A 25521-nucleotide genomic window follows, 5' to 3' on the forward strand; every position below is an offset into this window, starting at 1 on the left:
CAACGGGCAGGACAGGCGTTATTTTCGCCCTGTGTAGAATTGCCAGAGCCAGATCAGCAGCAGCGATCCCAGGATGGCGCCGACCAGACCCGCGCCAATGCCCATCACCGCCAGAAGCGTGCGCAGCACCAGCCCGCCGATCAGCGCGCCCACCATGCCGATGACGATTGTGGTGACGATATCCGCCTCGACCCGCATCAGCCGCGTGGCGATGAACCCCGCCGCAGCCCCGACGATCAACAACCAGATCACACCCATCATGCCCCTCCCTACCGTTTGCGCCAATGGGTCGGCACCAGGATCAGCGCGCCGACCGAGGACAGGATCGCATCGACGCCGGGGCTACCGATGCTCAATCCGAACATGATCCGCACAAAGTAGAACAGGAAAGCCCCGCCGACGCAAATGATGATGGATTGCAGGATTCCGTTGCGGGTAAAGCCGGTCTTTTCCGAGACGTAGCCCACGATCCCCGCAATCACCACCGTACCGATCAGCATGGGAAACATGACACTCTCCTGTTAAAGCCGCGCACCCTTGGGCAGGGGCATCCCCCGCAGAAACTCTGCCGCATCCTGCGCCCCGCGCCCGGCGCGTTGCAAGCGCAAAAGCTGCACGGCACCGGTTCCGCAGGCCACCGTCAGGGCATCGTCCAGCACCTCGCCGGGCGTGCCCTCACCTTTGGCCAGACGCGAGGCCAGAAGCTTGATCCGCTGGCCGTCATGTTGGGTCCAAGCACCCGGAAAGGGTGACAGCCCCCGGATCAGGCGATCCACATCGGCGGCGGGGCGGGTCCAGTCCACGGCCGCTTCGGTCTTGTCGATCTTGCTGGCATAGGTCACGCCCGCGGCGGGCTGCGCCTCTGGCGTCAGCCGGTCCAGCCGCGCCAGCGCATCGACGATCAGGCGCGCGCCCATCTGCGACAGCCGGTCATGCAGTTGGCCCGTGGTCTCTTCGGGTCCGATCGGGGTGGCCTCGCGCAGCAGCACGGGGCCGGTATCCAGCCCCGCTTCCATCTGCATGATGCAGATGCCGGTCTCGGCATCGCCCGCCATGATCGCGCGGTGGATCGGGGCCGCGCCGCGCCAGCGCGGGAGCAGGCTGGCGTGGATGTTCAGACAGCCGTGTTCGGGGGCATCAAGCACCGCCTGTGGCAGGATCAGCCCGTAGGCCACGACCACGGCCAGATCGGCGTCAAGCGCGGCAAAATCCGCCTGTGCCTGTGCGTCGCGCAGGCTGACCGGATGGCGCACCGGCAGGCCCAGCTCGATGGCGCGCTGATGCACGGGGGTGGGCGTTTCCTTCTTGCCGCGACCCGCCGGGCGTGGCGGCTGGCAATAGACGGCGGCGATGTCGTGGCCCGCCTTCACCAGCGCATCCAGCACCGGCACCGAAAACGCGGGCGTGCCCATGAAGACGAGTCTCATGCTGTCCGCCTCATGCCAGTTTCCTTGCACGGCGGATCAGCATGTCGCGTTTCACCTTGGACAGGTGGTCAAAATACATCCGGCCTGCCAGATGGTCGATCTGGTGCTGCACGGATGTGGCCCAAAGGCCCACGAAATCACGCTCTTCGATCGCGCCCTGTTCGTTCAGAAACCGCACCAGCACCGCGCGGGGGCGGCTGATCCGGGCCGAAACGCCGGGCAGGTTGGGGCTGGCCTCATCGTGTTCGCGCAGCTGGACCGAGGCATGGACGACCTCGGGGTTGGCCATCCGCACCGCCTGGCCACGTTTCTCCGAGGCATCGACCACCGCAAGGCGCAGCATCACGCCGATCTGGGGCGCGGCAAGGCCCACGCCCGGCATCGCCTCCATCGTGTCGATCATGTCGGTCCAGATCGCGCGGATCTCGTCGGTCACCTCGGCCACATCGGCGGCAGGGGTCCGCAGGCGCGCATCGGGCCAGGGGATGCAGCGCCGGGCGGTCACGCGGGGCGCACCGGGAAGCTGACGGAATAGGCGGCCTCGACCACGCGCCGCGCCTCGTCGGACAGCCGGTCGAAGGTCACGATCCCGTCCAGATGATCCAGCTCATGCTGGGCGCAGCGCGCCGCGAACCCGTCGAGTTCCACCTCTTGGGCGCGTCCGTCAAGGTCATTGAACCGCAGGGTGATGCGTTCGGGGCGCATCACCTCGGCCAGTACGCCGGGGATCGACAGGCACCCCTCGCTGCCGGGCGCCATGCCGTCGGAGGACAGGATTTCGGGGTTGATGCACACCATCGGGGTCATATCGCCTTCCTTCCAGCCGCAATCCATCACGAAAAGCCGCTTCATCACACCCACCTGCGGCGCGGCCAGACCGCGTCCGGGGGCGGTATACATTGTTTCGAACATGTCGCGCACCAGATCGCCCAGATCTTCGCCGGGCTGCACCGGATCGCAGAGGCTGGACAGGCGCGCATCGGGCCAGCGCAGGATCGGCAGCAGGCTCACACCCGCGCCCGTTCACGCTTGAGCTTCTGCATCCGTCGGGTGATCAACTGACGGCGCAGCGGCTTGAGGTAGTCGATGAACAGCTTGCCATCCAGATGGTCGATCTCATGCTGCACGCAGGTGGCCCAGAGGCCGGCAAAATCTTCTTGCTGCTCATGCCCGTTGCGGTCGATCCAGCGCACGCTGACCTCGGCCGGGCGCTCGACCTCGCCATATTGCTCGGGGATCGACAGGCAGCCTTCCTCGTAGACGCTGCGCTCGTCCGAGGATGCGATGATCTCGGGGTTGAACATGATCAGCGGGCGCGGCGCCTCGCCCTCGGCCTTGACGCAATCCAGCACGATCAGCCGGGTGTTTACACCCACCTGCGGCGCGGCCAGCCCGATACCTGGCGCGTCATACATGGTTTCCAGCATGTCATCGGCCAGGCGGCGCAGATCATCGCTCAGGTCCGGCACGGGGGCCGAGACCTTCTTCAGGCGCGGGTCGGGATGGATCAGGATCGGGCGTTTTGTCATGCAGCACGAGATAGGACAGCGGCCCTTGCGGTGCAATGGTGCAAAACAGCCCGCCGGGCGCAAAATTGCCCGTTGCAGCCGCCCAGCCACCGGGTAGGCTGCGCCCAAACAGGAGATGCAGATGAGCTTTGACACCCCGATCAACCGTTTCGGCACCCATTCCACCAAATGGGACATGATGGAAAAACTCTATGGCGTGCCGGCCTCTGATGGGATTCCGATGTGGGTCGCAGACATGGATTTCCGCGCCCCCGACTGCATTCAGGACGCGGTGGCGCGGATGCATGATCACGGCGTCTTTGGCTATTACGGCGATGATGCCGCCTATCGTGCGGCCATCTGCTGGTGGATGCAGACGCGCCACGGCTGGCAGGTGCAGCCTGAATGGATCTTCAGCACCCATGGCCTGGTCAATGGCACCGCCATGTGCGTCGATACCTATACGCAACCCGGAGACGGGGTGGTGCTGTTCACACCTGTCTATCACGCCTTCGCCAGGGTCATCAAAGCCAACGGGCGGCGGGTGATCGAATGCCCGCTGGTCAATACTGCCGGGCGCTACGAGATGGATTTCGATGCCTATGATGCCCAGATGGACGGCAGCGCCAGGATGGTGATCCTGTGCTCGCCGCATAATCCGGGCGGGCGTGTCTGGACGCGGGCCGAGTTGCAGGCCGTCGCCGATTTCGCCAAGCGGCACGACCTGATCCTGGTCTCGGACGAGATCCATCACGATCTGGTCTTTCCCGGCGTCACCCATACGGCCATGGCCAATGTGGACGCGGGCATCGCGGACCGGCTGATCATGATGGCCGCCACGACCAAGACCTTCAACATCGCGGGCAGCCATACCGGCAACGTGATCATCCCCGATCCGGCCCTGCGTGCAAGGTTCGAAGGGCGGATGATGGCCCTGGGTCTGTCGCCCAATTCCTTTGGCCTGTTCATGGCCACCGCCGCCTATTCGCCCGAAGGTGCGGCCTGGGTCGATGATCTGATGATCTATCTGGACGGAAACCGGCAGCTGTTCGACGCGGGCATCAACGCCATACCGGGGCTGTCTTCCATGCCGCTGGAGGCGACTTACCTCGCATGGGTCGATTTCGCGGGAACGGGGATGGAGCCTGCGGAATTCACGGCCCGCGTGGAAAAGGGCGCGCATATCGCGGTCAATCACGGGCCGACCTTCGGCAAGGGGGGCGAGACCTTCCTGCGGTTCAACCTGGCAACGCCACGCGCCCTGGTGGAACAAGCGGTGGAGCGGATGCAGAAGGCCTTTGCCGATCTTCAGTGACCGCAGCCCAGGACCGGGCCGTGTGCACCGCCCGGTTCGGTCGCTTTTTGTCATGATCCGCTGTTTATGATCCGGGCTTTTTCGCTCCGGCTGGCCCGTTTGGATGGCCCGCCTTGCTAGCGTGACTGGGTGGGTTCAGTCCCGTGCGATCAACGCCACGGGTGCCGCCTCATCGCGCGCAAAATCCAGCGCTGCATGATCTGCAACCAGGGTGCTGCGCTTGAAATCGAACCACATCTCATCCTCGCGCGCTTCCGATGCGACGATCAGGCAATGCGACAGGTGCCGCCCGCCATCGTAAAGGTCGACCAGTCCGCGCAGATGGGGGGCATCGTCCAGATCCATCGCGAAACCGCCATTCCAGACCCGCAAGACCGGATAGGTCTTGCCGTCAACGTCGATCCGCAAGCGGCTCTTGCGCTTTTGCGCCAGCTTGCGCGCGGCCGCCAGACCGTCGCGCAATTCCCTGGATAGAAACGTCGTCATGGCATCCCCCTTACCATTCCTGACCCCAAGATGAGGCCTGGTTGAAAATCGTCAAGTAAAGCTTTGACGACACTTCGTTTCCAGCCTGTTACCACGATGACGATTCATTCATTTTTTCAGGAAATCCGGCCTGCTCGGGCCAATCGGCACCATGGGTTTCGCGCGCGAAACCCGGGGCGCTGCGGCGCAGGGGTGACAGGTCACCCCGGTCAGGACCCCGGTCAGGGGCCGATAGGCGCGCCCTCACGCAGCTTGCCCGCGACAAGGCGGATCGATTCGGGACATGCCGCGATCCTTGCCGATGTGCGCTGATGCAGGGCGGATGCGCGATCCACCGGGTTATCGTCCGGGGCGATCTGGCCTAATGTGCCCGTTCACTGAAGGAGATTGACAGATGGGCCACCTGGTCAACGGCAAATGGCATGACACCTGGTACGACACCAGCAGCACGGATGGCGCGTTCAAGCGCAGCACGGCGGGGTTTCGCAACTGGGTCACGCCAGACGGCAGCGCGGGCCCTTCGGGAACCGGCGGCTTCAAGGCCGAAAGTGGCCGCTATCACCTCTATGTCTCGTTGGCCTGTCCCTGGGCGCATCGCACGCTGATCTTTCGGGCGCTGAAAGGTCTGACCGATCATATCGATGTGTCGGTGGTGCATCCCGACATGCTGAACGATGGCTGGACCTTCGCCACGGATTATCCCGGTGCCACGGGCGACCGCCTGTTCGGCCTGCCTTTCTTGCGTGACATCTATACCCGCACCGATCCCGAGGTCTCGGGACGGGTGACGGTGCCGATCCTTTATGACACACAGCGCGAAACCATCGTGTCGAACGAGAGTTCGGAAATCATCCGCATGTTCAATTCCGCATTCGACGGTCTGACCGGCAACCGGGATGATTACTGGCCCGAAGCCCTGCGGGACGGTATCGAAAAGGTCAACGCCCGCGTCTATGACAGCTTCAACAACGGCGTCTACAAGGCCGGGTTCGCCACCACGCAAGGCGCCTATGACGCGGCGGTGGTTCCGCTGTTCGAGACGCTGGACTGGCTGGAAGGCCATCTGACCGCCAACCGCTACCTGATGGGCGACCGGATGACCGAGGCGGACTGGCGGCTGTTTCCCACGCTGGTGCGGTTCGATCCCGTCTATCACCTGCATTTCAAGTGCAACCGCAAGCGGATCGTGGATTACCCGAACCTCTGGGCCTATACGCGGGAACTGTACCAGGTGCCGGGTGTCGCCGAGACAGTGAACCTGGATCATATCGTGCGGCACTATCATTACAGCCACGAGACGATAAACCCCTACAGGATCATTCCGATCAACCCGATCATGGATTTCCTCGCGCCCCACCGGCGCGGTTAATCAAATCCGCACCCCACGAGCGCGGCTGAGTACCCGGATCAGCCGGCCTTGCAGTAGTGGCACACCATCGCCGCCAGATCTTCGGGCGGGGTGCTGCTTTGCAGAAAGGCGCATGCGTTGGGGCTGTGCAGGAAGATCGAGCCGTCCGAAAAGAAGGTTGTGTTCGTCACGAAGATCACCTGCGCCGCGGGACGGCGATAGCTGGAATAGTCCGCTATGGCCAGGGCGCTGCCTTCTTGCAGGACCAGATCCAGCACGATCATGTCCACCGGCAGCGCGCGCAGCAGTTCGAAGGCTGCGGATTGACCGTGTACCAGATGCACCTGCGCGCCCTGCCGTTCCATGTGACGTTTCCAGAGCCGCCCGAGATCCGGGTCAGGCTCGACTATCAAGACGATCATTCTTTCCTCATCCGGTCACCAGGATCCGCCGTACCCTGGGGTGCCGGGTTGTCATGTCTTCCCGGCTTGTGCCGACTGTCATGATCCTCAAAACCTAACAAAGTGTTAACGATTGCGAAGGATTTGTTAACTTCGCAAACAGGTCGGCGAAGCCTTGCTGTCCGGCTTGCGCTTTGGGCGCGAATCCGCTTGATGGGCCGCATGCGAAAGCCGCCAATGACCCAGACTCACACCGACCCGACACAGGATGCCGCCCTGCCCCGGCCCAGTGGCGCCCTGCGTGATCATGGAGGCGGGCTTGACGGGGCGGTGGCCTGTTTCGGCGGGGCGCGGGCGGAATGGATCGACCTGTCCACCGGCATCAACCCCTGCCCTTGGCCGGTTGCGCGCGTCGATCTGCCCGACAGCGCATGGACCGCGCTGCCGGATCGCGGCGCGGCGCGGGCGCTGGAAGATGCGGCGCGCAAACTGTGGCAGGTGCCGGACGGCATGGGCATCCTTGCCGCCCCCGGTGCATCGGCGTTGATCGCCCGGATCCCGGGCCTTGCCAATGCGGGGCGCGTCCACATCCCGCAGCCGACCTATAACGAACATGCCGCCGCCTTTGCCCTGCATGGCTGGGATATCCGTCCGCAGGCCGACGGGCCGCATCAGGCGCGGGTCATCGTGCATCCGAACAACCCGGACGGTCGATGGTATGGTCCGGCCGACCTGGCGGATGCGCCACTGGTCGTGGTGGATGAAAGCTTTTGCGATGTGGCGCCAGACCGATCCTTGCTGCCGCATCTGCCGCGCGAGGGCGCGATCATCCTAAAGAGTTTCGGCAAGTTCTGGGGTTTGGCGGGCTTGCGCCTTGGCTTTGCCATCGGAGATCCCGCACTGCTGGCGCGGCTGGCCGAGGGGCTGGGGCCCTGGCCGGTTTCCGGCCCCGCACTGGCCATCGGGGCGGCGGCGCTGGCCGACCGGGACTGGGCCAGGGCCACGCGGGCGCGATTGGCGGCGGATTCGGGGCGGCTTGACGCGCTGATGCGCCGTGCGGGCGCGACAGCAGAGGGCGGAACGGACCTGTTTCGTCTTTATGCCGTGGATGACGCGGAAACCTGGCAAGCGCGGCTGGCAGCCGCGCGGATCTGGAGCCGGATCTTTCCGTGGTCCCGCACACTGATCCGCCTTGGTCTGCCCGCACCCGCAGATTGGGCGCGGATCGAGGGCGCGCTGTGACCCTGATCCTGGCGATGCTGCTGGATGCCTGGGCCGGCGAGCCGCGGTGGCTGTGGTCGCGCCTGCCGCATCCGGCGGTGCTGATGGGGCGGCTGATCGGTTGGGCCGATGCACGTTTCAACCAGGGCGCTGCGCGGCGGATCAAGGGCCTGGCGGTGATGACCGTGCTGGGCCTGGGCGCGCTGGCGCTGGGGGCGGCGCTGGCGTCTTTGGGCACGGTGGTCGAGGTGATCGTGGCCGCGATCCTGATCGCGCAGCGCAGCCTTGTGGAGCATGTGCAGGCCGTGGCAGAGGGGCTGCGGCACGGCCTGCCCGAAGGCCGCCGCGCCGTGGCGATGATCGTCAGCCGCGATACCGGCGCGATGGACGAAAGCGCCGTGGCCCGCGCGGCGATCGAATCCGCCGCCGAGAACATGTCGGATGGGGTGGTCGCGCCGCTGTTCTGGTTCGCGGTCGCCGGGCTGCCGGGCTTGCTGCTTTACAAGATCACCAACACCGCCGACAGCATGATCGGCTATCGCACGCCACGGCATGAAGCCTTCGGATGGGCAGCGGCGCGGTTCGACGATCTGCTGAACCTGCTGCCCGCGCGGGGCACTGCGGCCCTGATCGCGCTGACGCAGGGTGGCTTGCGCGACTGGCGCGGGATCGTGGCCGATGCGCGGCTGCACCGCTCGCCCAACGCGGGCTGGCCCGAGGCGGCAATGGCCCGCGCGCTGGGAATCGCACTTTCCGGGCCGCGCGCCTATGACGGGCAGATGCAGGCGTTTCCCTTCGTGAATGCCGCCGGCCGCAAACCCCTGCTGGCGCAGGATATCACGGGCGCGGTGCGGGTTCTCTGGGCGGTCTGGGCGGCGGTTTTCTGCCTTGCCGTGGTGCTGGCGTTCTTGTGATCGTCACCGGGTGCGCGGGCTGCTAGGGTCGGGCGGTTGTTATCCATTTCAAGGTGTCCCATGCCCAAGACCGCCCTTCCCCTTGCCGCAATTTTCCTGTCGCTCTGCGCTATGCCGGGCTTTGCCCAATGTGGCGGGAACTTCGCCGGTTTCGTCGCGGGCCTGAAAGCCGAGGCGCAGGCGAAAGGCCATGGCGCCGATAGCGTGACGCGGTTCTTCGCCCCCGTCAGGCAGGACCCGGCAGTGCTTGCCGCCGACCGGCGGCAGGGTGTGTTCGCGCTGGATTTCACGACATTCTCGCGTCGCCTGATCAGCCAGCAGCGGCTGGATACGGGGCTTGCGAAAGCGCGGGAATGGGATGCGGTCTTTGACCGGGCCGAGGCCGAATACGGCGTGCCGCGCGGCCTGTTGCTGGCCTTCTGGGCTTTCGAGACCGATTACGGCGCCTTCCAGGGCGATTTCAACACGGTCAACGCGCTGGTCACACTGGCCCATGATTGCCGCCGCCCCGACCTGTTCCGCCCGCAGATCTTTCATGCGCTGACCCTGTTCGAGGCGGGCGACCTGGACCCCGCCTCCACCACCGGGGCCTGGGCAGGCGAGATCGGCATGGTGCAGATGCTGCCGGGCGACATCCTGGAGAATGGCGTTGATGGTGACGGGGACGGGCATGTGCTGCTGAAGACATCCGTGCCGGATGCGCTGCTGTCCGGGGCGAAGATGCTGGCGCATTTCGGCTGGCGCAGGGGCGAGCCATGGTTGCAGGAGGTGACGGTGCCCGCCGACATGGACTGGTCGCAAAGCGGGATCGCCACGGCGTTGCCGGTGGCGGAGTGGCAGGCGATGGGCGTGCGGCCAAGGGCGGGCGACTGGGCCGCAGATCTGCCCGCCAGCCTGGTCCTGCCGCAGGGCCACAAGGGGCCGGCGTTCCTGGCCTATCCGAATTTCAGCCTGCTGTTCGAATGGAACCAGAGCTTTACCTATGTGCTGACGGCGGCCTATTTCGCCACGCGGCTGTCGGGCGCGCCGGTCTTTGCCCCCGGCAATCCAGATGCCGGGCTGGATCAGGACGGCATGAAGCGGTTGCAGGAAAAGCTGGCGGCGCGCGGCCATGACGTGGGCGCGGTGGACGGTATCCTGGGCGCGGGCACCCGGGCCGCGGTGCGCGCGGAACAGGCGCGCCTTGGCCTGCCCGCCGATGCCTGGCCCACGGCGGCGCTTCTGTCGCGGCTGTGACGCCGCAGAGGCAAGGTCTTTTTCGAGTATTTGGGGAACGATGAAGGGGCGCGGGCGGGCTTTGGCGGGCCGGATCAGGCCACGAGGGCCTCGGCCTTTTTCAGATCGACCGAGACCAGCTGACTGACGCCCTGTTCCTGCATGGTGACGCCAAACAGCCGATCCATCCGCGCCATGGTCACCGCATGGTGGGTGATGATCAGGAAGCGGGTGTCGGTGCGGCGGCACATCTCGTCCAGCAGGTCGCAGAAACGGGTGACGTTGGCGTCATCCAGCGGTGCGTCGACCTCGTCCAGCACGCAGATCGGGGCGGGGTTCGCCAGGAACACGGCGAAGATGAGCGCCAGCGCCGTAAGGGTCTGTTCGCCGCCCGAGAGCAGGCTGAGTGTCGAGAGTTTCTTGCCCGGCGGCTGGCACATGATCTCGAGCCCCGCCTCAAGCGGGTCATCGCTTTCGACCAGCACCAGATCGGCCTCGCCGCCGCCGAAGAGGTGTTTGAAGAGCAGGGCGAAGTTGCTGTTGACCTGTTCGAAGGCAGTCAGCAGACGTTCGCGCCCTTCGCGGTTGAGGCTGGCGATGCCGGTACGCAGGGTCTTGATCGCCTCTTCCAGATCGGCCTTTTCGCGGGCGAGATTGTCATGTTCCGTCTGCACTTCGGCGGCGTCTTCCTCGGCGCGCAGGTTGACGGCGCCCAGCGCGTCGCGCTGCCGCTTGAGGCGGTTCACATCGGCCTCGATCGCGTCCGAGGCGGGCATGGCGTCGGGATCGGCCCCAAGGCTTTCCAGCAATTGGGCCGGGGTGGTTTCCTGATCCTCGCTGATGCGCTCGGCGGCATAGGCCACGGTTTCGCGGGCGGCGTCAGTTCGGGCCTCGGCGCGGGCGCGGGCTTCGCGCGCCTCGGAGGCGGCGCGTTCGGCGTCGCGTTCGGCCTGTTCGGCGGCGCGCAGGGCGGTTTCGGCCTCGGCCAGGGTATCGGCGGCGTGGCGGCGGCGCGCCTCGGCTGTGTCGATGGCGCTGGTCAGTTCCGCGCGTTTGGCGGCGATTTCCTCGGGCGCGGCGCTGGCTTCCTTGAGTTCGGCCGCCGAATCCTGCTTGCGCTGCACCAGTTCGGCGCTGCGGGTTTCGGCGGTCTGCAGCCGGTGGCGCCAGCCGGAAAGTTCCTTGGTCACTTCCTGGGTACGGCGGGTCCGGGCCTCGCCTTCGCGGCGGACCTCGTCATGGGTGGAGCGGCGCGTCATCATGGTGATGCGCGCGGCCTCGACCGTCATGCGCAGGTCTTCCATCCCGGCGCGGGCGCTATCCAGATCCTCGAGCCCGGCCACGGCGCGCTCTGCCTCGGCGACCTGGGTGCGGGCGGCCATCGCCTCTTCCTCGTGGCGGGTGACCGCAAGGCCCAGCGATTCAAGCCGCGAGGCGGCAAGGTTGCGATCGGCCTCGGCGCGGCTGAGGGCGCGGTTCGCCTCGTTGACCTTGGCGTCGGCGGCGCGGCGTGCGCCGCGCGCGGCCTGATCGGCGGCGGTCAGATCGGCCAGGCGCGCGGCCAGGCTTTCATGCGCGGCGCGGGCGGCATCGGCGCGGGCGGTGGCGCGTTCCATCTGCTGCTTGAGTTCTTCCAGCCGGTTGAGCTGTTGCAGGCGCAGGGCGGCAGCCGAGGGCGCATCTTCAGCCCAGGCGCGGAACCCGTCCCAGCGCCAAAGGTCGCCTTCAAGGCTGACAAGGCGCTGACCGGGTTTCAGAAGCGGCTGAAAGCGCGGGCCATCGTCGGGATCGACCAGACCGATCTGGCCCATGCGCCGCACCAGCACGTCGGGAACCGAGACATGGTTGGTCAGCGCCGTAACGCCCTTGGGCAAAGGCTGGGGGTCTGCATAGGCGGGCAGCGAGGTCCAGCCCGAGGGGCCGTCGGCCTCGACCTCCGGGGCGCGCAGATCATCGGCGAGTGCCGCACCCAACGCCTTTTCGAAACCCTGTTCGACTTGCAGCCGGTCCATGATCTGCCCGCCCTCGGCGGTGTCACGCTGCACCAGCCGGGCCAGGGCCGTCACCTCGGCGCGCAGGGCGTTCAACTCTCCCTCGGCGGCGGAGCGTTCGGCGCGCACATCGGCTTCGCGTTCCTGGGTCTGGGCGCGGGCGGCTTCGGCCGCCAGCAGGGTTTCATCAGCGCGCTTGGCCAGATCGACGGCGGCGACCTCTTGCGCCTGGGCCTCTTCATAGGCGGCGATGGCCTTGTCGAGCGCGCCTTTGGACGCCTCTACCGCGTCGCGGGCGCGGGCCGCTTCGGCCTCGCTGCGGGCGCGGGTCTTGAGGCTGTCTTCCAGCAGGCGATGCGCGGATTGGTGGCGCGCGGCAAGGCGGGCCACATCCTCGGTCAGTTGGGACAGATCCGCCTCGCGCTGTTGCAGCACTTCGGCAGCTTCGCGGGCGGCGGCGGCGGCGGCCTCGAGCTTGGCGGCGTGGCCTTCGCCCGCGCGTGCCAGTTCACGCGATTCCCATTCCAGACGCGCGATGGTGTCGCCTGCATCGCGGTTCAGACCGGCCTCGCGTTCGATGTCGCGGGTCAGCTGTTCGATCCGGGCTTTCAGCGTCTCGATGGTCTGGCGGGCGCGGGTTTCCTGATCGGTCAGGGTATCGCGCTGCACTTGCAGCCGTTGCAGGACGGCGCTTGCGATCGCCTCTTCCTCACGCAGGGGGGGCAGGGCATCGTCACGCGCCACGCGCGCCTTGCCAGCGGCGCGGGCGGCGCTTTCGGCCTGTGCGGCGGCAGTCGTGCGGGCGCGCAGATCATCCTCGGCGGTGGCGCGGGCACTGTCGGCTTCCTTCCAGCGGCGATAGAGCAACAGACCTTCGGCGCGGCGCAGCTCATCCCCGATGGCGCGATACCGTTGCGCCTGCCGCGCCTGCCGTTCCAGCTGCGCCAATTGCGCGGCCAGCTGTTCCAGCACGTCATCGACGCGCAGCAGATTTGCTTCGGCGGCGTTCAGCTTCAGTTCGGCCTCATGGCGGCGCTGATAAAGACCCGAGATTCCAGCCGCTTCTTCCAGAATGCGGCGGCGATTCTTGGGCTTGGCGTTGATCAGTTCCGAGATCTGGCCCTGCCGTACCAGCGCGGGCGAATGCGCGCCGGTCGAGGCATCGGCAAAGAGCATCTGCACGTCGCGCGCGCGCACATCCTTGGTGTTGACCTTATAGGCGCTGCCCGCATCGCGGGTGATGCGGCGGGTGATTTCCAGCGCGTCATTGTCGTTGAACCCGGCGGGCGCCAGCCGTTCGGCATTGTCCAGCACCAGCGTCACTTCGGCGAAGTTGCGCGCCGGACGGGTAGCGGCCCCGGCGAAGATCACGTCTTCCATCCCGCCGCCACGCATGGCCGAGGCGCGGTTTTCGCCCATGACCCAGCGCAGCGCCTCAAGCAGGTTGGACTTGCCGCACCCATTCGGACCGACCACGCCGGTCAGCCCGTCCCGGATCAGCAGATCGGTCGGATCGACGAAGCTTTTGAAGCCGGTCAGTCTGAGCTTGGTGAAACGCACGCGCTGCCCTTCGATTCCAGTGGTGATGGAAATTTGGCGGGCATGGGGGGCACGAGTCAACGGATTTGCACCGGATATGGGGATTTCTGCCAAGTTATCCCCAATATATTGGGTGAACCCGGCAATTTCAGAGGCTGCGCGCCGGCGCAATGACGACGTTGACAGGGGGCTGTGCCCTGCGTCACGCTGCAATCTGACATATGCTGAAAGGCCATGACCATGCGCTTGCCTGCCCGACTGCTTTATTTCGTCCTGCCGCTGGGGGCCGGTCCGGCGCTGGCGCATCACCCGCTGGCCGGTCTGCCAATGGAAACGGGGGCGCAGGGCCTGCTGTCCGGTCTGGCGCATCCGGTGCTTGGGTTCGATCATCTGTTTTTCGTCCTGGCCGCCGGGGTTGCCGCGCGGCTGGCCGGTCGGGGGCTGACCGGACCGCTGGCCTATGTGGCCGCGATGCTGGCGGGCTGTGCGCTGGCCCTGACGGGTGTCGCGCTGCCGCTGGTCGAGGGGGTCATTGCCGCGTCGCTTGTGGTGCTGGGCGGGCTGATCCTGTCGGGCAGGGCCTTGTCGGCAAGGCTGATCCTGCCGGTGATCACGGGCTTCGGCCTGTTTCATGGCGCGGCCTTTGCAACAGGCATTGCCGGGGCCGAGGCCAGCGTGCCCCCGGCGGTGTTCACGGGCTACCTGCTGGGGCTTGGTGTGGTGCAATATGCGCTGGCGCTGATGGCAGGGCTTTTGGCGGGCTGGGCCGGTGGCGCGGGTGCGCTGCGTCCACGATTGGCCGGGGCCATGGTGGCCGGCGTCGGGCTTTTTCTGACCCTTGAGGCGATGGAGGGGCCGCTAGTTGCGGTGATCACGGGCTTTGCGGGCTGAGGCGACAGCGATGCAGATCCGGCCTGGCGATCCGCGCGAACCGGGGGCGCTGGCCTGCTTGCAGGCCAGCCATGCCTTGATGGAAAGCCTGTTTCCACCAGAGGACAATCATTACCTGTCCGTCGATGCCCTGCGGGTGCCCGGGATTTCCTTCTTCGTGGCCGAAGACGGCGCGCGGATCCTGGGCACGGTCGCGCTGGCGGACAAGGGTGCCTATGGCGAGGTGAAATCAATGTTCGTCGCACCCGAGGCGCGCGGGCGCGGGGTGGCGCGGGCGCTGCTGGCCCATATCGAAGGCGTCGCACGACGCAAGGGGCTGGCGATGCTGCGTCTTGAAACCGGCAATCTGCTGGAGGCCGCCATCACGCTATACACCGCGCAGGGCTTTGCCCCCTGCGGGGCTTTTGGCGAATACGCGGTCAATGGCACAAGCGTCTTCATGGAGAAGTCACTTGGATGAGGGGGCCACGACTGGTTCCCCGCGCAGAGTGGCGCCGACCGAGGACATGCGCGCCATCCTGTCGCTGCTGACGCTGGCCTTTGCCCATATGGAGGGGCGGATCGATCCGCCGTCATCGCTGGACCGCATGGGGGCGGCCGAGCTGGCGCAGCAGGCGACGAAGGCAGAGCTTTGGGTGATCGAGGATCAGACCGGCCCGCTGGCCTGCATGATCCTGACCCCGCAGCCCGAGACGCTATACCTGGGCAAGCTGGCCGTCGCCCTTGCGGCGCGGGGTCAGGGGCTGGCGCGGCGCATGATCGACACTGCGGTTGACCGGGCGCGGGCGCTTGGCCTGCCCTCGATCAGTTTGCAGACACGGATCGAGCTGCTGGAGAACCACGCGACCTTTGCCGCACTGGGCTTCGAGATGACGGGCAGCACCGCGCATCCCGGTTATGACCGGCCCACATCGCTGAGTTTCCGGCGCATGGTCTGACCGGGCTTCAGCAATCCAATATGCCAAGGATCAACGCCTGATCGCCGCGCACCTCGCGCACCGCGCAACCGCTGACCTGTTCCATCGCCTTTGCCGCGCGCGCGCCGATAGGCCCCATCCGGGGGGCATATTGCGGGTTGATGCGCACGGCCTCTGCCAGCCGCCCCTTGACGCGGACCGCGAAAACGCTGCCCTCAACCTCGACCCGGGTGGGTTCGATCCCCATGAAATGCGGGCTGCCGCCATCGCAGGCCGCGAGGATCAGAAGAAAAGCAGGGAAAAGAACCATGGGGCGCATCATGTCACCATCTGCACAGAGATTGGTTAACAAAGGCTGAACCGGCAAGGCGACAGCGGCTTTGGCGCAGGAACCGCCCTTTCCTTTTGCAAGCCGCCGCGCCCTGTGCATTCTGGCATGAACCAAAGCCCGAGGGAGACCCGTGATGATTCAGGCCGTTGCCATCCTGCTGATCTGCCAATTGCTGGGAGAGACCCTGGCGCGGGGGCTGGCGCTGCCGATACCCGGCCCGGTCCTGGGCATGGCGCTGCTGCTGGCGGGGTGCCTGCTGTCGTTGCGGCTGGCGGAACGGGTCATGCCCACGGCGCAGGGGTTGCTGGCGCATCTGTCGCTGCTGTTCGTGCCGGCGGGTGTCGGTGTGATCAGCCATCTGGGCGTTCTGGGCAGTTCCGGCCCGGCCTTGCTGTTGGTGCTGGTCGCCAGCACGGCGCTGTCGCTTATCGTTGGCGTTCTGGTCTTCGTGGGCGTGGCCCATCTGACCGGCGACACAGCCCATCCCGAGGAGCAGCAGCCATGACACCCCTGCCCCTGCCCGAGATCTGGTCATACCTGAGCCGCGAACCGCTGCTGTGGTTGACGGCCACGCTGGTCGCCTATCTGGTCGGGGATGCGCTGTCGCGCAAGGCGGCGCGTCATCCGCTGATCAATCCGGTTCTGGTCGCAATGGTGCTGCTGGGCGGGTTGCTGTGGATGACAGGCACGCCCTACGGCACCTATTTCGAAGGCGCGCAATTCGTGCATTTCATGCTGGGGCCGGCCACCGTGGCGCTGGCCCTGCCGCTTTACGCAAATCGCGCGCAGATCCGGCGCGCCCTGCTGCCGATGCTGGCGGCCCTTCTGGCGGGATCGGCCACGGCCATCGTCTCGGCCCTGTGGATCGCCAGTGCTTTCGGTATAGAGGGGCCCGTCTGGCTGTCACTTGCGCCAAAATCCACCACGGCCCCGGTCGCCATCGGCATATCCGAACAGCTTGGCGGCCTGCCGACGCTGACCGCGGCACTGGTGATCCTGACCGGCATCATCGGCGCGGTGATCGTGACGCCGCTGATGCGGCTGATGCGGATTCGCGACTGGCGGGCGCGGGGGTTTGCCGTGGGGGTGGCGGCACATGGGATCGGAACGGCCCGCGCGTTCCAGGTCAATGATACCGCCGGGGCCTTTGCGGGGATCGGCATGGGCCTGAATGCGATGCTGACCGCCATCATTGCCCCTTACGTTGTATCGCTTCTGCTCTGATCTGCACGAATATCTGTTGTCGGCGGGCACGCGTGGTCATATCATTTTGCCAATTGATCTGAGGTCAAACGATGCCCTTCCGTGCGGTCCAGCCCGAAAAAATTTCCACTTCGGTCACCCATCAGATCGAGCTATTGATCCTGCGTGGCATCCTGCGCCCCGGCGAGCGGCTGCCATCCGAGCGCGAGCTGTCGGAACGCATGGGAATTTCGCGCCCCTCGCTGCGCGAGGCCATCGCCGAATTGCAACAAAAGGGGCTGCTGACCAGCAAGGCCGGTGCGGGCATCTATGTGGCCGATGTGCTGGGCGGGGCATTTTCGCCCGCGCTGACGCGGCTTTTCGCGGATCATGACGAGGCGGTTCTGGATTACATCGGTTTTCGCCGCGACATGGAGGGGCTGGCCGCCGAGCGCGCGGCGCGGCTGGCGTCCGATACTGATCTGCGGGTGATTCAGGCGATCTATGACAAGATGCTGGCGGCTCATGCCAAGCGCGATCCGGCGGATGAGGCCCTTCTGGATGCGGATTTCCATCTGTCGATCATCGAGGCCAGCCATAACGTGATCATGCTGCACATGATGCGGTCGATGTATGATCTGCTGCGGCAGGGCGTGTTCTACAACAGGCAACTGATGTTCCGGCAGCGCAGCATCCGTGACAACCTGCTGGAACAGCACCGCGCGATCAACGAGGCGATCCAGGCGCGTGACCCGGTGGCGGCCCGCCGCGCGGTCGAGGACCATCTGACATTTGTCGAAAACGCGTTGATCGAGCAGAAGAAAGCCGAGAGACACGAGGAAATCGCGCGCCAGCGCTACGAGCACGAGCAGCGCCGCTGAGACCAGGCCACCCAGGCAACCCAATCAGCCTGCCCCATCATTTTCAAAGCCTTCAGGTTGCAAAGAAAAAACCCCGCATCAAGTGATGCGGGGTTTTCCTTTTTCGGATCTGGCCGACGTTCAGTGCAGCTTTGCATCCACCACGTCGATACCGTCTTCGATCAGCTTGTTGCCGTCAGCGGCGGTCATCTGCTTGGCGATCACATCGCGGGCGGCGCCGATTGCGATGACAACGGCGCGGTCGCGCACTTCCTTGATCGCGGCAGCTTCGGCCGAAGCGATCTGATCCTCGGCAGCGGCGATGCGGCGTGCGATGGACTTTTGCAGATCGGCCTTGGCCTGTTCCGCGGCGGTCGCGGCTTCGTCCTTGGCCTGGGCGATAATGCGGTCAGCCTGTTCCTGCACTTCTTTCTGCTTGCGCTCGTAAGAGGCCAGCAGCGTCTGTGCTTCTTCGCGCAGGGCGCGGGCTTCTTCCAGCTCGCCACGGATGGTGTCGGCGCGCTTGTCCAGCAGACCGCCGATCATGCCGGGGACCTTGAAATAGAACAGGACACCGATGAACAGCAGGAAGGCCAGAAGCACCACGAAGTCGGTGTTCTTCAGCGAGAAGAAGGGACCGCCTGCCGCGAAGGCCGGGCTTGCTGCCAGAAGAAGGGCGGGGACGAGGATCAGCGTTCTCATCTTGGTTAGCCTTTCATCCGGGCGTTGACGGCAGCGGTGACGCTGCGCGCATCTGCGGTGCCGCCCATTGCGGCGACGATTTCCTTGGCCGTGTCCTTGGCAACGTCGGTGACGTTTTCCAGGGCGGTGGCGCGGATGGCGGCGATGGCCTTTTCGCCTTCGGCTGCCTTTGCGGCGATCTCGGCATCGGCCTTGGCGATGGCCTTGTCCAGATCTGCCTGAATCTCTGCCTTGGTTTCGGCAATGATGCGGTTCGCCTCGACGCGGGCATCTGCCAGCGCCTTGTTGTAAGCGGCTTCCGCCTCGATCGCCTTGGCCTTGAGGTTTTCAGCCGCGGCGATGTCATTCGTGATGGTGCCCTGACGCTCGGCCAGGACCGCGCCGATGCGCGGAAGGGCGATGCGTGACAGGATGAAATAGATCACGACAAGCGTGAGCAGCAGCCAGAAGATCTGGTTGCCATAGGTCGAGAAGTCCAGCTGAGGCATGCCCGGTGCGGACTCTGCGCCATGCGGTTCAGTTGCCATGTCGTTCTCCCTAGGGAAACTTGCCTGTTACAACGGATGGGCCACGGGGGCCCATCCGCGCGTAAGGATATGTTCCGTCAGGGCTCAGACGGCGAACATCAGCAGCAGAGCGACGAGGAACGAGAAGATCCCCAGTGCTTCTGCGAATGCGATGCCGATGAACAGGGTCGCTGTCTGACCTGCTGCTGCCGACGGGTTACGCAGAGCGCCCGCCAGATAGTTGCCGGCCACATTGCCCACACCGACTGCCGCGCCGCCCATGCCCATGCATGCCAGACCCGCGCCGATGTATGCGCCCATTTGTACGATATCGCCTTCCATGATTTTCTCCTTACGATGGAATGGTGGTGATCAGTGTTTGAGGCGGCCAGGACCGCCCCGGTGTTGGATATCCCGCGTCAGTGGTGCGGATGCAGCGCATCCTTGAGGTAGACACAGGTCAGAATGGTGAAGACATAGGCCTGGATGAAGGACACCAGCACCTCAAGCCCGTACATCGCGGTGATGGCCACGACCGACAGCGGCGCAATCGCGGTGATCGCGGCGAAGCCTGCGAAAACCTTGATCACGGCGTGACCGGCCATCATGTTGCCCGCAAGACGGATGGAGTGGCTGACCGGGCGCACGAAATAGCTGATGATCTCGATCAGCGCCAGGATCGGGCGCAGCGCCAGCGGCGCGCTGGAGACCCAGAAAAGGCCCAGGAAAGCCGCGCCGTTCTTGACGAAACCCAGCACCGTGACCGCGAAGAACACCGCGAAGGCCATGACGGCGGTGACAGCGATATGGCTGGTGGGCGTGAAGGCCATGGGCAGCAGGCCCAGGAAGTTCGAGAAGACGATGAACATGAACAGGGTCATGATGTAGGGGAAATACTTGACCCCATCCTTGCCGGTCACGTCCTCGACCATCTTGTAGATGAAGCCGTAGGCCAGTTCGCCGATGGACTGGCTGCGCGACGGAATGATGGCGCGGCGCGAGGTGCCCAGAACCAGCATGGCCGTGATGCCGACAATCGCCAGCACCATCCAGAGGGTTGCGTTGGTGGGCGTGTACCAATGTACCGCATCGCCACCGAAAAGCGGCTTCACGATGAACTGGTCCATCGGGTGGAACACCAGACCGCCTTCTGCATTTGCGTCCGTCGCCATGACTTGTCCTCTTGCCGTCAGCCCCGCGGGGCACCTGTCTTGTCGGCCTCTTCGGCCAGCTTGCCTTTCTGGATTTCCTGCGCGGAGCGGAGCATCGTCTTCACCCCTGCCGCAAGGCCCAGCATTGTAAAAAGCACCAGGAAGATCGGGATCGTCCCGAACAGGCTGTCCAGCCCGTATCCGATGCCGAAACCGATCCCCAGACCGGCCACGAGTTCGATCACCATGCGCCAGGCAAGATTGGCCTGGGAATAGTGCTCATCCGCACGAGGCTTGGGGGCCTGTGCCGCCCTGGCAGCCGCGATCCTTGCTTCAAGCTCGGCCAGTTGCCGCTGCTGATCGGGATCGGTCATGCCAGAATACCCCTGTCGCACCCTGTTGGATGGTTGGCGCATTGCTATGCGTAGGGCCGCTGCGAGTCAAGCGCCCCTGCCGCAGCGCCGCATTTGCGACAAGCCTTTGTTTCAATGGATATTTCTAGCAAGAAGAAACAGGCGGGAGACTCTGTCGCAGCCGGTCTGGCCCCAATCCCGGCAGGATCGGCATATTCAACCATCCGGTTGACGATTGGCCGGACGCGGGCTTAATGGCTGCATGACCGATCCGCTTGATACCGTCTTTGCCGCACTGGCCGATCCGACCCGCCGCGCCATCCTGACGATGCTGCTGGAGGATGACATGGCCGTGACCGACGTGGCCGAGCCTTTCGAGATGAGCCTGGCAGGCATATCCAAGCACCTGGGGATTCTGGCCGGTGCGGGTCTGATCACCCAGGAAAAGCGCGGCCGGGTGAAATGGTGCAAGCTGGAACCCGATGCGCTGCGCCGCGCCAGCGTCTGGATGCAGGGCTTCGGCCAGTTCGAACCGGTGAACCTGGACGCTTTCGAGCGGTTTCTTGAAGCCGAGTTGCAGGGATCCGATCCAGACACCCCGCCTCAGGGCGACTGAGGGACCGGCGCCCTGGCATCGTCATCGCGCAACAGCATCAGCAGCGCCAGCACGGTCAGCGCGACACCGCCCAGCACCCAGGGCGTGGGCAGACCGTTGCCCAAGGCGTATTCCAGCACGATCACCCAGCTTGGCGTCAGGTAGGTATAGGCCATCACCTTGGCCGAGGGCAGGTGCAGCGTGGCGTATTGCAGCAGCACGAAGGTGCCTGCGCTGGCGAAGACCGACACATAGGCCAGCGTGATCCAGACGATGCCGGGCAGAGCGGCCCAGTCGGTGGCGCGGATCGCGGGCCAGGCCCAGGCGGTCACCAGCACGCCGCCGCCCAGGAGCATGCCGAAGGTAAAGACGACCGCAGGCTCGCCGCGGTTCAGCTTGCGCACCATCGGTGTGTAGACGGCATGGGCGATGCAGCCGAAGAAGAAGATCGCCTCGCCCTTGCCGATCTCGAACCTTGCGAGGGCGGCAAGGTCGGCGCGGAAGATCACCCAGACCGCGCCCGTGGCCCCGATGGCCAGCGCCAGCGCCATGCGCGGCGTGGTCACCTGGCGCAGCAGGAACCAGCCGGCGATCCCCGAGATCACCGGCGTCAGCGTGAAGACTGCCGAGGCCGATACGGCCTGCGCGGTCTTGAGCCCTTCGAACATCAGCACGAAATAGATGCCGAACGTGCCCCCCAGCAGCAGGTAGCGCCAGGGTGCCTGCAGCGCGCGGCGCGGAAAACCCGTGGTCAGGGCGGCGGCGGTGCCGACGATGGCGGCGGCCAGCCAGAAGCGCAGCGCTGTCAGGGCGGCGGGGTCCACATGGGGCGCGGCCAGCACACCCAGGGAAAAGCTGCCCGCGACCAGGGCCGAGAAGGTCAGCATCGCCAGGTGGCCGCGCGCCTGTCCGGTCATCAGGCGTCAGACCCTTTGGCGGCGTCCGGGCCGGATTCCTGTTCAGCGTCAGCATCAGTACCTGAGTCCGCGTCCGATGAAAGGCTGCGCGCATGGGCCTTGAGGAAGGACAGCAGGCTTTGCACCTTGGTGGTGCGGTGCAGATCGACATGGGTCACTAGCCATAGCGCTGCTTCCCATTCAGGGCGGGGTGGCGCGATTTCCAGCAGCTGGGGATGGGCGTCCGCCTCCCACTGGCTGAGAAAGCCGATGCCCATGCCGCGGACCACGGCCATTTCCAGCGCATTCATGTCGGTGCTGCGAAAGACCACGTTATCCTGCGGGATCGTGTTCCAGAGCCATTGGTTGAACGGTGCGCGGTTCGCCCGGTCGTCATTGGCGACAAAGAAATGGCCGCTCAGATCTTCGGGGGTGTCGGGCAGGCCATGCCGGTCGGCATAGGCGGGTGCGGCATAAAGTGCGGGGGCCATGCGGATGAAGGGCTGAACCACGTTGTCAGGCTGATCGGGAACGGCACCGGCGCGGATCGCCACATGCGCCTCGCCGTATTCCAGGCGGAACAGACGCTCGCCGGTCAGGTAGCGCAGCACGATACCGGGGTATTCGGCGCGAAAGGCGGCCAGCACCGGCAGGATCAGCCCGTCGAGACCAGCCAGCGAGGTGATCACCAATTCGCCTGTCACATCCCGGCCGCGCCCCTTGATACGGCCGGCCAGTTGCGAGAACTGGTCATCGGTGGCGGCGGCGACGCGCAACAGGTCTTCGCCTGCCTCGGTCGCGGTATAGCCGCGCGGATGCCTCTGGAACAGTTTGACGCCAAGCCGCTGCTCCAGCGCGTCGATATGGCGGATCACCGTGGCATGATGCACGCCCAGCACCTCGGCCGCGCCGCTGACGGTGCCAAGCCGGGCGACATGATAGGCTGTGCGGATCTCGTCCCAGTTGTCCATCGGCGGGGCCTCCTTGGGCTTGGCGCGGTGTCGCGGCGGGTCTGTGCGCCGGCGAAGATATCCAGATAGAAACGCGGCACACCCGCGAAGACAAGGGTGAAAGCGGCGACAGGAGGGCGTTGATGCTTGACTCTGCCGACCGGCCCGCCTAAAGCCTGCGCCATCCCGGAGGTCTGTCAGAACTTCCGGTCCCATGGGCTTTGCCCGGGATCGCCCCCCGTCAGCGCGTCGCGCCCACGGGGGCCATTTCGGTTTTCACGCCTTGCACATGGGGAAGCGCGGGGCCTGACCGGGGCACCGTCTGGCAAATGGGCCGGCACTTTCCTATCTGGAGTGTCATATCGCAACGGGCAAAGGAGCCGTCGAGATGTTTGAAAATCTGTCCGAACGCCTCTCTGGTGTCTTTGACCGGCTGACTCGGCAGGGTGCGCTGTCCGAAGAGGATGTGAAGACCGCCCTGCGCGAGGTGCGCGTGGCCCTGCTGGAAGCGGACGTGTCCCTGCCCGTGGCGCGCGATTTCGTGGCGGCCGTGCAGGCCAAGGCCACCGGCCAGGCCGTGACCAAATCGGTCACACCCGGCCAGCAGGTCGTCAAGATCGTGCATGATGCGCTGGTCGATACGCTGACAGGGTCCGAAGATCCCGGCGCGCTGAAGATCGACAATCCGCCTGCCCCGATCCTGATGGTCGGTTTGCAGGGGTCGGGCAAGACCACCACGACCGGCAAGCTGGCCAAGCGGCTGAAGGAGCGGGATGGCAAGCGGGTGCTGATGGCCTCGCTGGACATCTACCGCCCGGCCGCCATGCAGCAGTTGCAGATCCTGGGCCAGCAGATCGGGGTGGATACGCTGCCGATCGTGCCGGGTGAAAATGCCGTGCAGATCGCCAAGCGCGCCAGGACGCAGGCCAGCCTTGGCGGCTATGACGTCTACCTGCTGGATACCGCGGGCCGTTTGCAGATCGACCAGACCCTGATGCAGGAGGTCGAGGATGTGCGCGACGCGGTCAAACCGCGCGAGACGCTGCTGGTGGTCGATGGTCTGACCGGCCAGGTCGCCGTGGAAGTGGCCGAGGAATTCGATGCCAAGGTCGGCATTTCCGGCGTGATCCTGACCCGGATGGACGGTGACGGGCGCGGCGGTGCGGCGCTGTCGATGCGCGCGGTGACCGGCAAGCCGATCCGTTTCGTCGGCCTGGGCGAGAAGATGGACGCGCTCGAGACCTTCGAGCCGGAGCGCATCGCGGGCCGTATCCTGGGCATGGGCGACATTGTCGCCCTGGTCGAGAAGGCGCAGGAAACCATCGAGGCCGAACAGGCCGAGCGGATGATGCGGCGTTTCCAGAAGGGTCAGTTCAACATGAACGACCTGCGGACACAGCTGGAACAGATGCTGAAGATGGGCGGCATGGAATCCATCATGGGCATGATGCCCGGCATGGGCAAGATGGCCGCACAGGTCAAGGAGGCGGGTTTTGACGACCGCATCCTGAAGCAGCAGATCGCGCTGATCCAGTCGATGACCAAGAAGGAACGCGCCAATCCGGCCCTGTTGCAGGCCAGCCGGAAAAAGCGGATCGCGGCCGGTGCCGGGATGGATGTCTCGGAGCTGAACAAGCTTCTGAAGATGCATCGCCAGATGGCGGACATGATGAAGAAGATGGGCAAGGGCGGAATGCTGAAACAGGCCATGAAGGGCATGTTCGGCAAAGGTGCGGCAGGCGGCCTGCCCGGTGGGATGGACCCCGCGCAGATGGACCCCAAGGCGCTGGAAGCTGCCGCCAAGGCGATGGGCAACAAGCTGCCCGGCGGCCTGGGTGGCCTGGGTGGTCCGGGTGGCATGAAGCTGCCCGGTGGGCTGAGCGGTTTCGGAAAGAAGAAATAAGTGACTCAGTCCCCGGCATATCCCCTGGCCAAGGGTCCGCTGACCCAGGCGCCGCGTCTTGAGACGCGCAACCTGATCCTGCGCGGGCCGGAGCATGGCGATATCGAGCCGATGATCGACTTCCTGATGGATCGCGACCGGTCCTGGGGCTTCGGATCCTATGACAACCGCCATGACGCCTGGCGCTGGTTCGGGCTGAACGTGGGGCACTGGCACCTGCATGGCTACGGCTATTTCTCGATCGAGGATCGCGAGACCGGACAGGTGGCGGGCATCACCGGCATCTGGAACCCGGACGGCTGGCCAGAGCCGGAACTGGGCTGGGCGCTGTTCGACGGTTTCGAAGGACGCGGCATCGCCCATGAGGCGGCGACCCGCGCCCGCGAATGGGCCTATGCCGAGCTGGGCTTCATGACGCTGACCTCGAACATCGTGCCGGGCAATGCGCGCTCTGTCGCACTGGCCGAGCGTATGGGCGCCTGGGTCGAGCGGACCTATCAGAACGTCTATATGGGCAAGGAGATGCTGTATCGGCATCCCGGCCCGGAATCCCTGGACAGTGACAGCGACGGATCGGTGGAGGCCTACGCATGACGCAATCCCCGCAGAGCACGGATGTCGTGGAGCGTGCCGCCGAGGTGCTGCGCGAGCATCGCGCCTCGATCGACCGGCTGGACGCGATCCTTGTCTATACCCTGGGCGAGCGGTTCAAACATACACAGGCCGTGGGGCGTCTGAAGGCGCAGCACGACCTTCCCCCTTCCGATCCCGATCGCGAGGCGCGCCAGATTGCCCGGCTGCAAGAGCTGGCGCAGGACGCCGATCTGGACCCGGAATTCGCAAGGGCTTTCCTGCAGTTCATCATTCAGGAAGTCATCCAACACCACAAGAAACATCAACAATAACAAACGATATGGCG

General features: G+C 65.4%; 32 protein-coding genes. 15 read left to right on the forward strand and 17 right to left on the reverse strand.

The window, feature by feature from the left end; genetic code table 11:
- Positions 1-18 precede the first annotated feature (18 nt).
- The 6 genes from ACFQ3C_RS07745 to def (ACFQ3C_RS07770) are packed head-to-tail and all read right to left on the reverse strand — an operon-like array spanning position 19 to position 2956.
- Positions 19-258, reverse strand: coding sequence for a GlsB/YeaQ/YmgE family stress response membrane protein (locus tag ACFQ3C_RS07745; protein ID WP_380790186.1), 240 nt, complete (start codon positions 256-258; stop codon positions 19-21).
- Between the two features lie 11 nt (positions 259-269).
- Positions 270-509, reverse strand: a complete 240-nt coding sequence (locus ACFQ3C_RS07750) for a hypothetical protein (RefSeq protein WP_380790188.1) — start codon at positions 507-509, stop codon at positions 270-272.
- 12 nt (positions 510-521) lie between these two features.
- Positions 522-1427, reverse strand: a complete 906-nt coding sequence (gene fmt, locus ACFQ3C_RS07755; RefSeq protein WP_380790190.1) for a methionyl-tRNA formyltransferase — start codon at positions 1425-1427, stop codon at positions 522-524.
- A gap of 10 nt (positions 1428-1437) precedes the next feature.
- A complete protein-coding gene (gene def / locus ACFQ3C_RS07760; protein WP_380790192.1) occupies positions 1438-1932 on the reverse strand; it encodes a peptide deformylase in 495 nt (164 codons plus the stop codon).
- Complete coding sequence (gene def, locus ACFQ3C_RS07765; protein WP_380790194.1) at positions 1929-2438, reverse strand: peptide deformylase; 510 nt, start codon at positions 2436-2438, stop codon at positions 1929-1931. The genes def (ACFQ3C_RS07760) and def (ACFQ3C_RS07765) overlap by 4 nt, the downstream gene beginning before the upstream one ends.
- Entirely contained in the window at positions 2435-2956 is a 522-nt protein-coding gene (gene def, locus ACFQ3C_RS07770; protein ID WP_380790196.1) for a peptide deformylase, read from the reverse strand. Before def (ACFQ3C_RS07770) ends, def (ACFQ3C_RS07765) begins: the two co-directional genes overlap by 4 nt.
- Before the next feature lie 121 nt (positions 2957-3077).
- Between def (ACFQ3C_RS07770) and ACFQ3C_RS07775 the strand changes: the two genes are divergently transcribed.
- Positions 3078-4250 carry a MalY/PatB family protein gene (locus tag ACFQ3C_RS07775; RefSeq protein WP_380790198.1) on the forward strand — a complete coding sequence of 391 codons (1173 nt, stop codon included), beginning with the start codon at positions 3078-3080 and terminating at the stop codon, positions 4248-4250.
- Between the two features lie 135 nt (positions 4251-4385).
- Here ACFQ3C_RS07775 and ACFQ3C_RS07780 read toward each other — a convergent pair whose 3' ends face one another.
- The gene (locus ACFQ3C_RS07780) at positions 4386-4736 is read right to left on the reverse strand and encodes a hypothetical protein (protein ID WP_380790201.1); all 351 of its coding nucleotides are present in this window, start codon (positions 4734-4736) and stop codon (positions 4386-4388) included.
- Between the two features lie 394 nt (positions 4737-5130).
- Here ACFQ3C_RS07780 and ACFQ3C_RS07785 point away from each other — a divergent pair, with 394 nt between their 5' ends.
- Positions 5131-6105, forward strand: a complete 975-nt coding sequence (locus ACFQ3C_RS07785) for a glutathione S-transferase family protein (RefSeq protein WP_380790203.1) — start codon at positions 5131-5133, stop codon at positions 6103-6105.
- A 38-nt stretch (positions 6106-6143) separates the two neighbouring features.
- On the opposite strand, the gene ACFQ3C_RS07790 is transcribed toward ACFQ3C_RS07785, so the two are convergent.
- Complete coding sequence (locus ACFQ3C_RS07790) at positions 6144-6506, reverse strand: response regulator transcription factor (protein WP_380790205.1); 363 nt, start codon at positions 6504-6506, stop codon at positions 6144-6146.
- A gap of 216 nt (positions 6507-6722) precedes the next feature.
- On the opposite strand from ACFQ3C_RS07790, the gene ACFQ3C_RS07795 reads away from it, so the two are divergent.
- Genes ACFQ3C_RS07795 through ACFQ3C_RS07805 form a run of 3 tightly spaced genes read left to right on the forward strand, consistent with a single transcriptional unit; the run spans position 6723 to position 9856 of the window.
- Positions 6723-7727, forward strand: coding sequence for an aminotransferase class I/II-fold pyridoxal phosphate-dependent enzyme (locus tag ACFQ3C_RS07795; RefSeq protein WP_380790208.1), 1005 nt, complete (start codon positions 6723-6725; stop codon positions 7725-7727).
- Positions 7724-8620, forward strand: a complete 897-nt coding sequence (gene cbiB, locus ACFQ3C_RS07800) for an adenosylcobinamide-phosphate synthase CbiB (RefSeq protein ID WP_380790210.1) — start codon at positions 7724-7726, stop codon at positions 8618-8620. Before ACFQ3C_RS07795 ends, cbiB begins: the two co-directional genes overlap by 4 nt.
- Before the next feature lie 60 nt (positions 8621-8680).
- Positions 8681-9856, forward strand: a complete 1176-nt coding sequence (locus ACFQ3C_RS07805; RefSeq protein WP_380790213.1) for a lytic murein transglycosylase — start codon at positions 8681-8683, stop codon at positions 9854-9856.
- 74 nt (positions 9857-9930) lie between these two features.
- Here the strand turns inward: ACFQ3C_RS07805 and smc are convergent, their stop codons facing one another.
- Positions 9931-13386, reverse strand: coding sequence for a chromosome segregation protein SMC (smc, locus tag ACFQ3C_RS07810; protein ID WP_380790215.1), 3456 nt, complete (start codon positions 13384-13386; stop codon positions 9931-9933).
- 213 nt (positions 13387-13599) lie between these two features.
- On the opposite strand from smc, the gene ACFQ3C_RS07815 reads away from it, so the two are divergent.
- From ACFQ3C_RS07815 to ACFQ3C_RS07825, 3 genes are read left to right on the forward strand one after another with little or no spacing between them, the layout of a single operon-like run.
- Positions 13600-14256 (forward strand): HupE/UreJ family protein, encoded by a 657-nt coding sequence (locus ACFQ3C_RS07815; protein WP_380790217.1) that lies wholly within the window; start codon positions 13600-13602, stop codon positions 14254-14256.
- A gap of 10 nt (positions 14257-14266) precedes the next feature.
- Positions 14267-14716, forward strand: coding sequence for a GNAT family N-acetyltransferase (locus ACFQ3C_RS07820; RefSeq protein ID WP_380790220.1), 450 nt, complete (start codon positions 14267-14269; stop codon positions 14714-14716).
- A 46-nt stretch (positions 14717-14762) separates the two neighbouring features.
- Positions 14763-15194: a GNAT family N-acetyltransferase gene (locus ACFQ3C_RS07825; protein ID WP_380791125.1), complete on the forward strand. Its 432-nt coding sequence runs from the start codon at positions 14763-14765 to the stop codon at positions 15192-15194.
- A gap of 7 nt (positions 15195-15201) precedes the next feature.
- Here the strand turns inward: ACFQ3C_RS07825 and ACFQ3C_RS07830 are convergent, their stop codons facing one another.
- The gene (locus ACFQ3C_RS07830) at positions 15202-15483 is read right to left on the reverse strand and encodes a hypothetical protein (protein WP_380790223.1); all 282 of its coding nucleotides are present in this window, start codon (positions 15481-15483) and stop codon (positions 15202-15204) included.
- 154 nt (positions 15484-15637) lie between these two features.
- Here ACFQ3C_RS07830 and ACFQ3C_RS07835 point away from each other — a divergent pair, with 154 nt between their 5' ends.
- From ACFQ3C_RS07835 to ACFQ3C_RS07845, 3 genes are all read left to right on the forward strand, one after another.
- Entirely contained in the window at positions 15638-16009 is a 372-nt protein-coding gene (locus ACFQ3C_RS07835; RefSeq protein WP_380790226.1) for a CidA/LrgA family protein, read from the forward strand.
- Positions 16006-16728, forward strand: a complete 723-nt coding sequence (locus ACFQ3C_RS07840; protein ID WP_380790229.1) for an LrgB family protein — start codon at positions 16006-16008, stop codon at positions 16726-16728. Before ACFQ3C_RS07835 ends, ACFQ3C_RS07840 begins: the two co-directional genes overlap by 4 nt.
- A 71-nt stretch (positions 16729-16799) precedes the next feature.
- The gene (locus ACFQ3C_RS07845; protein WP_380790232.1) at positions 16800-17567 is read left to right on the forward strand and encodes a FadR/GntR family transcriptional regulator; all 768 of its coding nucleotides are present in this window, start codon (positions 16800-16802) and stop codon (positions 17565-17567) included.
- Between the two features lie 120 nt (positions 17568-17687).
- On the opposite strand, the gene ACFQ3C_RS07850 is transcribed toward ACFQ3C_RS07845, so the two are convergent.
- The 5 genes from ACFQ3C_RS07850 to ACFQ3C_RS07870 form a co-directional block, all read right to left on the reverse strand.
- Positions 17688-18248, reverse strand: coding sequence for a F0F1 ATP synthase subunit B (locus ACFQ3C_RS07850; protein ID WP_380790235.1), 561 nt, complete (start codon positions 18246-18248; stop codon positions 17688-17690).
- Positions 18249-18253: 5 nt separating this feature from the next.
- Entirely contained in the window at positions 18254-18775 is a 522-nt protein-coding gene (locus ACFQ3C_RS07855) for a F0F1 ATP synthase subunit B' (RefSeq protein ID WP_380790238.1), read from the reverse strand.
- A gap of 84 nt (positions 18776-18859) precedes the next feature.
- Positions 18860-19096, reverse strand: coding sequence for a F0F1 ATP synthase subunit C (locus ACFQ3C_RS07860; RefSeq protein WP_008227326.1), 237 nt, complete (start codon positions 19094-19096; stop codon positions 18860-18862).
- A 77-nt stretch (positions 19097-19173) separates the two neighbouring features.
- Positions 19174-19926 (reverse strand): F0F1 ATP synthase subunit A, encoded by a 753-nt coding sequence (locus ACFQ3C_RS07865; protein WP_380790242.1) that lies wholly within the window; start codon positions 19924-19926, stop codon positions 19174-19176.
- A gap of 17 nt (positions 19927-19943) precedes the next feature.
- Positions 19944-20279 (reverse strand): AtpZ/AtpI family protein, encoded by a 336-nt coding sequence (locus ACFQ3C_RS07870; RefSeq protein ID WP_380790245.1) that lies wholly within the window; start codon positions 20277-20279, stop codon positions 19944-19946.
- Between the two features lie 241 nt (positions 20280-20520).
- Here ACFQ3C_RS07870 and ACFQ3C_RS07875 point away from each other — a divergent pair, with 241 nt between their 5' ends.
- Positions 20521-20874: an ArsR/SmtB family transcription factor gene (locus ACFQ3C_RS07875; protein ID WP_380790252.1), complete on the forward strand. Its 354-nt coding sequence runs from the start codon at positions 20521-20523 to the stop codon at positions 20872-20874.
- Here ACFQ3C_RS07875 and ACFQ3C_RS07880 read toward each other — a convergent pair.
- Together ACFQ3C_RS07880 and ACFQ3C_RS07885 are read right to left on the reverse strand one after the other, a co-directional pair.
- Positions 20862-21770 carry a DMT family transporter gene (locus ACFQ3C_RS07880; protein WP_380790257.1) on the reverse strand — a complete coding sequence of 303 codons (909 nt, stop codon included), beginning with the start codon at positions 21768-21770 and terminating at the stop codon, positions 20862-20864. The genes ACFQ3C_RS07875 and ACFQ3C_RS07880 overlap by 13 nt on opposite strands.
- The gene (locus ACFQ3C_RS07885) at positions 21770-22720 is read right to left on the reverse strand and encodes a LysR family transcriptional regulator (RefSeq protein ID WP_380790260.1); all 951 of its coding nucleotides are present in this window, start codon (positions 22718-22720) and stop codon (positions 21770-21772) included. The genes ACFQ3C_RS07880 and ACFQ3C_RS07885 overlap by 1 nt, the downstream gene beginning before the upstream one ends.
- A gap of 367 nt (positions 22721-23087) precedes the next feature.
- Here ACFQ3C_RS07885 and ffh point away from each other — a divergent pair, with 367 nt between their 5' ends.
- Genes ffh through ACFQ3C_RS07900 form a run of 3 tightly spaced genes read left to right on the forward strand, consistent with a single transcriptional unit; the run spans position 23088 to position 25507 of the window.
- Positions 23088-24602, forward strand: a complete 1515-nt coding sequence (ffh, locus tag ACFQ3C_RS07890; RefSeq protein ID WP_380790262.1) for a signal recognition particle protein — start codon at positions 23088-23090, stop codon at positions 24600-24602.
- Complete coding sequence (locus tag ACFQ3C_RS07895) at positions 24603-25196, forward strand: GNAT family N-acetyltransferase (RefSeq protein WP_380790265.1); 594 nt, start codon at positions 24603-24605, stop codon at positions 25194-25196. It abuts the gene before it with no gap.
- Positions 25193-25507 (forward strand): chorismate mutase, encoded by a 315-nt coding sequence (locus tag ACFQ3C_RS07900; protein ID WP_380790267.1) that lies wholly within the window; start codon positions 25193-25195, stop codon positions 25505-25507. The genes ACFQ3C_RS07895 and ACFQ3C_RS07900 overlap by 4 nt, the downstream gene beginning before the upstream one ends.
- Positions 25508-25521 lie beyond the last annotated feature (14 nt).

It is taken from the genome of Seohaeicola saemankumensis (assembly GCF_042678485.1).
Taxonomy (GTDB): Bacteria; Pseudomonadota; Alphaproteobacteria; order Rhodobacterales; family Rhodobacteraceae; genus Seohaeicola; species Seohaeicola saemankumensis.

What these genes read in the sequence shown, in the direction of transcription:
- ACFQ3C_RS07820 (WP_380790220.1), top strand. Translation starts at nt 14,267, where the DNA reads ATGCAGATCCGGCCTGGCGATCCGCGCGAACCGGGGGCGCTGGCCTGC.
- ACFQ3C_RS07815 (WP_380790217.1), top strand. Translation starts at nt 13,600, where the DNA reads ATGACCATGCGCTTGCCTGCCCGACTGCTTTATTTCGTCCTGCCGCTG.
- ACFQ3C_RS07775 (WP_380790198.1), top strand. Translation starts at nt 3,078, where the DNA reads ATGAGCTTTGACACCCCGATCAACCGTTTCGGCACCCATTCCACCAAA.
- ACFQ3C_RS07790 (WP_380790205.1), bottom strand. Translation starts at nt 6,506, where the DNA reads ATGATCGTCTTGATAGTCGAGCCTGACCCGGATCTCGGGCGGCTCTGG.
- ACFQ3C_RS07865 (WP_380790242.1), bottom strand. Translation starts at nt 19,926, where the DNA reads ATGGCGACGGACGCAAATGCAGAAGGCGGTCTGGTGTTCCACCCGATG.
- ACFQ3C_RS07875 (WP_380790252.1), top strand. Translation starts at nt 20,521, where the DNA reads ATGACCGATCCGCTTGATACCGTCTTTGCCGCACTGGCCGATCCGACC.
- ffh (WP_380790262.1), top strand. Translation starts at nt 23,088, where the DNA reads ATGTTTGAAAATCTGTCCGAACGCCTCTCTGGTGTCTTTGACCGGCTG.
- ACFQ3C_RS07850 (WP_380790235.1), bottom strand. Translation starts at nt 18,248, where the DNA reads ATGAGAACGCTGATCCTCGTCCCCGCCCTTCTTCTGGCAGCAAGCCCG.
- ACFQ3C_RS07750 (WP_380790188.1), bottom strand. Translation starts at nt 509, where the DNA reads ATGTTTCCCATGCTGATCGGTACGGTGGTGATTGCGGGGATCGTGGGC.
- ACFQ3C_RS07830 (WP_380790223.1), bottom strand. Translation starts at nt 15,483, where the DNA reads ATGGTTCTTTTCCCTGCTTTTCTTCTGATCCTCGCGGCCTGCGATGGC.
- ACFQ3C_RS07885 (WP_380790260.1), bottom strand. Translation starts at nt 22,720, where the DNA reads ATGGACAACTGGGACGAGATCCGCACAGCCTATCATGTCGCCCGGCTT.
- ACFQ3C_RS07870 (WP_380790245.1), bottom strand. Translation starts at nt 20,279, where the DNA reads ATGACCGATCCCGATCAGCAGCGGCAACTGGCCGAGCTTGAAGCAAGG.
- ACFQ3C_RS07835 (WP_380790226.1), top strand. Translation starts at nt 15,638, where the DNA reads ATGATTCAGGCCGTTGCCATCCTGCTGATCTGCCAATTGCTGGGAGAG.
- ACFQ3C_RS07825 (WP_380791125.1), top strand. Translation starts at nt 14,763, where the DNA reads ATGCGCGCCATCCTGTCGCTGCTGACGCTGGCCTTTGCCCATATGGAG.
- ACFQ3C_RS07805 (WP_380790213.1), top strand. Translation starts at nt 8,681, where the DNA reads ATGCCCAAGACCGCCCTTCCCCTTGCCGCAATTTTCCTGTCGCTCTGC.
- ACFQ3C_RS07880 (WP_380790257.1), bottom strand. Translation starts at nt 21,770, where the DNA reads ATGACCGGACAGGCGCGCGGCCACCTGGCGATGCTGACCTTCTCGGCC.
- ACFQ3C_RS07745 (WP_380790186.1), bottom strand. Translation starts at nt 258, where the DNA reads ATGGGTGTGATCTGGTTGTTGATCGTCGGGGCTGCGGCGGGGTTCATC.
- def (WP_380790196.1), bottom strand. Translation starts at nt 2,956, where the DNA reads ATGACAAAACGCCCGATCCTGATCCATCCCGACCCGCGCCTGAAGAAG.
- ACFQ3C_RS07860 (WP_008227326.1), bottom strand. Translation starts at nt 19,096, where the DNA reads ATGGAAGGCGATATCGTACAAATGGGCGCATACATCGGCGCGGGTCTG.
- ACFQ3C_RS07785 (WP_380790203.1), top strand. Translation starts at nt 5,131, where the DNA reads ATGGGCCACCTGGTCAACGGCAAATGGCATGACACCTGGTACGACACC.
- ACFQ3C_RS07795 (WP_380790208.1), top strand. Translation starts at nt 6,723, where the DNA reads ATGACCCAGACTCACACCGACCCGACACAGGATGCCGCCCTGCCCCGG.
- ACFQ3C_RS07845 (WP_380790232.1), top strand. Translation starts at nt 16,800, where the DNA reads ATGCCCTTCCGTGCGGTCCAGCCCGAAAAAATTTCCACTTCGGTCACC.
- ACFQ3C_RS07780 (WP_380790201.1), bottom strand. Translation starts at nt 4,736, where the DNA reads ATGACGACGTTTCTATCCAGGGAATTGCGCGACGGTCTGGCGGCCGCG.
- fmt (WP_380790190.1), bottom strand. Translation starts at nt 1,427, where the DNA reads ATGAGACTCGTCTTCATGGGCACGCCCGCGTTTTCGGTGCCGGTGCTG.
- ACFQ3C_RS07900 (WP_380790267.1), top strand. Translation starts at nt 25,193, where the DNA reads ATGACGCAATCCCCGCAGAGCACGGATGTCGTGGAGCGTGCCGCCGAG.
- ACFQ3C_RS07840 (WP_380790229.1), top strand. Translation starts at nt 16,006, where the DNA reads ATGACACCCCTGCCCCTGCCCGAGATCTGGTCATACCTGAGCCGCGAA.
- ACFQ3C_RS07855 (WP_380790238.1), bottom strand. Translation starts at nt 18,775, where the DNA reads ATGGCAACTGAACCGCATGGCGCAGAGTCCGCACCGGGCATGCCTCAG.